This window comes from Salinivibrio sp. MA427, from assembly GCF_001996115.1.
Taxonomy (GTDB): domain Bacteria; phylum Pseudomonadota; class Gammaproteobacteria; order Enterobacterales; family Vibrionaceae; genus Salinivibrio; species Salinivibrio costicola.
On record NZ_MUFH01000231.1, the window covers coordinates 1 to 4,304 of the forward strand.

The window sequence follows — 4,304 nt, forward strand, 5'->3', positions numbered from 1 at the left end:
GTCTAGTGTAATGGGACATAAGTCTAATATTTTTCATTGTAGTGTGTTAGACTGATAACAAACATATAAAGTTATAGTGCATTATGAAAAAGATTTTACCGCTTGAACCAAAGCATATTCCCGATAGCTTGGCCCTTTTCAATCAAGGCGTAGTCAGTTTGGATGAGTGGGAATTATTAACACAAGGCGCTTACAGTCGTAATTCATTACTCAGTTACCGTAATGACTGGCACGTATTTGCTGATTTTTGTCACGGCCAAGGGGTCACAGCCGTGCCATGTGCGATAACGACTTTGCGTCGCTTTGCCGAGCTTGCGGCTCAACACCGTAAAATATCGGCGATTCGTCGTGTCGTGGTCACCGTCGGTTTAGTACATCGACTACATCAACAGCGTGATCCCAGTAAACATCGCGAAGTAAAATACGCCATGGCTCGATTACTTCAGGCAAAGTTACCGGAAAGTAAAGAAGCCACCCCCTTTCACGCTCAGCACATGATACAACTCAATGAACAACTCGCCAGTTCGCAAAGACTGCAAGATCTGAGAGATCGGCTTGTATGGTCACTTTCTTATGAAGGATTGCTTAAACGCAGTGAACTTGCCGCACTGACCACAGACGATCTGATTACTCAAGGCACCCAAACGTTCATAATAGTTAGAGATCAACGGGTAGCATTGAGTGAGCAAACAGCGATGTTAGTCGCCCAGTGGTTGGATAAAACAGGAATGAATCATGGCCCCCTACTTCGTCGAATCAACAAACATGGCCATTTAGGTGAGACCGCATTAGACCCGTCATCGATTTATCGGGTCTTTCGACGCGCGAGTCGCTTGCTGGGTGAATCCGTTACTTTTTCTGGGCAATCGCCTCGCGTCGGTGCAAGCCGTGCACTTGCCAATAAAGGAATGACAATAAAACAAATCCAGCATCTTGGCCGCTGGAAAAGCCCCGCAATGCCGGCGCAATATGTCGGTAACACGATAGCAAGTGAACAAGCTAAAGCGCGATACCGACATAAGAAGCTGACGGAATAACTAGCTTACTCGCCGTCCCGTTGCATGGGTGATACGTGATGCGAGATATTCATCAAATGCTAACCCATGATGTTCGACCAATTTAGGGAACATGGAAATGGGCGTCATACCTGGAAAGGTATTAATTTCGTTGACGAGTACCGTACCGTTCTCAGTCAAGAAAAAGTCAATGCGCGACATGTCCTTTAATCGCAGTTGCTTAAACGCTTGATGGGCATAGTCGCGAATACAGGCAACTTGTTCCTCGCTAAGGTCGAGTGCTTCAATCTGTGTATTGCTCGAACTCCCTTCGCTGTATTTCTCTTCAAAGGTATAAAAACTCCCCTCTGGACAGCGTATTTCACCCGGCTTGGTGACAATAATTTCGTCGCCAACCTGAAACGCGGCCACCTCTAATTCACGCGGTTGAATCGCTTTTTCGATCAATACTTGGTCAGAAAACGTAAACGCATCTGCAATGCATGTTGAGAGCTGCTCTTCTTCAGTAACACGATAGCAGCCTACACTGGATCCTTGACTGGCCGCTTTGACGAAAACGCCTTGATGCTCAGCAAAAAAGGCAGACGCACGTGCCATGTTTTGGTCACTTTGATCGGTGATAAACACGTAGGGTGTGTTCGGAATGCCGAGGGCATCAAACCACAACTTCGAGGTAATTTTATTAAAGCAAATTTGGCTACCTTCCGGGCCGCATCCTAGGTAAGGCAGGCCGGTGATCTCGAGTAGTGACTGAATATCCCCCGTCTCGCCGGGAAAACCATGGAAGCAAGGGATCACATAATGAATTTGCCTATGCTCAACCTTGCTACAAAGCATGCCATCAGTATCAAGGTGACAGCGCATACCATCGTCAAGATGCCATCCTTCTTGGGTGATTTCGACTTTTTGGACATTGACTCGAGGGAGCTTCGCTAGCTGTGATTCAATATACTGCGCAGAAACGAGCGAGATATCGTGCTCCGCACCACCGCCACCGCACAGTAAAAGCAGGTTTAGTTTCGTCATTATTTTCTCTCACCACGTGCATTAACACGTTACCTGAATATACCGCCATAGTAGTCAAATGCGACGTTGCTTTCACCTATCGACGCGTATTTGTTGGTATTTTGGTGTTTGATTGCTGCGGGTTTGTTCAAAGCTGACCCAAGAGCCAGCTTCTATATTAACAGGCGCGGAGATTCGACTAGTTAACGCGTGTCATCTCAGGCGTTGATGAACGCTTAATGTCTGCGATGTCACGAACAAAAGGACCATACTGCTGAATGGTTTGCGGTAAAGCCTTAATGGCACGCTTTGCTGCATCTCGTGATGAATATTCACCATACAACAAGGTATACCAAGGTAAGCCGTCTACCATTTTCTTGTTGCTCCAAAGTGGCTCGTTACTTGGAAGCCGTTTGGCGTAATCAGTAAACCCGCGATCATGGCTAAGTGCCACAATTTGAATGGTATACCCTGGGCCCTGACTTGATGCTTTTACGGTTTGTTTTTTCGGCGCTGGCGACGCTTCCTCTTTCCAAGCGGATTGCTCTTTCGATACAGATCGTTCTTTCGATGCAGATTGCTCTTTCGGTTGTGGTGCCGAGGTTTTCACAGTCTCGCGCGTATCGGTTGACTCAATGGTCTGACTATAAATTTCAGTGGTCACACCACCACCACTGCATCCTGATAGCAGCAGCGCAACTGCAAGTAAGCCCAGTTTTTTCATTGTGATTCTGTCAGTTATCCAAATTTGTTTCATTGTGCCCCCGACCCAATAGCCATTCAACCAAAAGTTAACCTGTTACATAAGGTTTCCGGTGATAGCTCACAGATAGAACGTTAAACGACGTGCTTGAGTGTATCGTAACAGCCAGTTTCTGCCACACCCAGATCACATTGCGTTAAAAAAGACCGTTGATTTCAACGCTGAACCGATAGACTGGCTTCAGAGCTTAACCAATTGATGTGCCCACCGTTGATGACGCTGGGCGACGCTTTTTCGGAGGAAACTATGGCCGGCATCGATCAACTCCTCAAGCCTAAATCTATTGCGGTTATAGGTGCGTCCGACCGCAGCGGGCGCGCAGGCTACGTTATCACCCGCAACTTACAATCCGGTGGATTTCAAGGCCCTATCATGCCTGTCACACCTAAGTATCAAGCGGTTGCCGGCATTTTGGCGTATAAAACGATTGCGGACCTGCCACTTGTTCCCGACTTAGCCGTTCTCTGTACCCGTGGTGAAGCGACGCCAGCGCTTATCGAACAATTGGGAGAAAGAGGCGTTAAGCTCGTCATTGTGCTCGCAGCCGGGATGCGCGGCCAGCTCGACTCACTCGGCACAAGTCAGTACGCGATAATGCAACGGGTGGCACAGAGATACACCATGCGCGTGCTTGGCCCCAATAGTTTGGGCATGATTTTACCATGGCTTAACCTTAACGCATCCTTTGCACCTGTGCCGGCCAACAAAGGAAACATTGCTTTTGTCTCTCAATCAGCCGCCGTCTGTACCACTATTTTGGACTGGGCGCGAAATAAACGTATTGGCTTTTCAACCTTTATCTCATTGGGCGAAGCCTGTGATATTGATTTCCCCGAATTACTCGACTTTTTGTGTCGCGACAGTAAAACCGACGCGATTTTGCTCTACGTCGATTCAATTCGTGATGCACGACGCTTTATCTCCGCTGCGCGAGCAGCCGCCCGGAATCGTCGTATTCTCGTATTGAAAAGTGGTCGTACCCGCGGTGGATCTGTTGCTCTTGAGCAACTTAGTCAGACCAGTACAGGGTTAGATGCCGCTTACGATGCTGCAATTCGTCGCTCTGGGATGTTACGTGTGAACAACACGCACGAGTTATTTGCCGCGGTCGAGACGCTGTCTCACTCCGTTCCTTTACGTGGAGAACGGCTCGCGATTATCACTAACGGCGGTGGGCCGGCTGTGATGGCGGTTGACACGCTGATGGATGCTGGGGGTAAGCTAGCGACCTTGAGTGACTCAACGCTTGACGCCCTAAATCAGGTCTTGCCTGCAAGCTGGTCGCATACGAACCCCATTGATCTGGTCGGAGATGCTGACACGCAGCGTTACCAAGCGGCAATAGATATCATGTTAAACAGTGATGAGGCCGACGCGGTTTTGATCATGCATTCCCCATCGGTCACGGCACCTGGACTGGCGACCGCCAAAGCCATCATTCATTCATTAAAAGAAAACCCTCGCGCGCGGCGCTTTAATATTTTAACGAATTGGCAAGGTGAGGGAGACGACGCCACAGT

Annotated in this window: 4 protein-coding genes; 2 read left to right on the forward strand and 2 right to left on the reverse strand. The window is 48.5% G+C overall.

Going from position 1 to position 4,304, the window contains the following annotated elements:
- Window positions 1-83: 83 nt before the first annotated feature.
- A complete protein-coding gene (locus BZG79_RS12325; protein WP_077677096.1) occupies window positions 84-1,037 on the forward strand; it encodes a tyrosine-type recombinase/integrase in 954 nt (317 codons plus the stop codon).
- On the opposite strand, the gene BZG79_RS12330 is transcribed toward BZG79_RS12325, so the two are convergent.
- Window positions 1,038-2,042, reverse strand: a complete 1,005-nt coding sequence (locus BZG79_RS12330) for a D-alanine--D-alanine ligase (protein WP_077677095.1) — start codon at window positions 2,040-2,042, stop codon at window positions 1,038-1,040.
- 178 nt (window positions 2,043-2,220) lie between these two features.
- A complete protein-coding gene (locus tag BZG79_RS12335; protein WP_077678834.1) occupies window positions 2,221-2,745 on the reverse strand; it encodes an SPOR domain-containing protein in 525 nt (174 codons plus the stop codon).
- 285 nt (window positions 2,746-3,030) lie between these two features.
- On the opposite strand from BZG79_RS12335, the gene BZG79_RS12340 reads away from it, so the two are divergent.
- The coding region (locus tag BZG79_RS12340) for an acetate--CoA ligase family protein (protein WP_199877797.1) at window positions 3,031-4,304 on the forward strand (1,274 nt) is incomplete at its 3' end.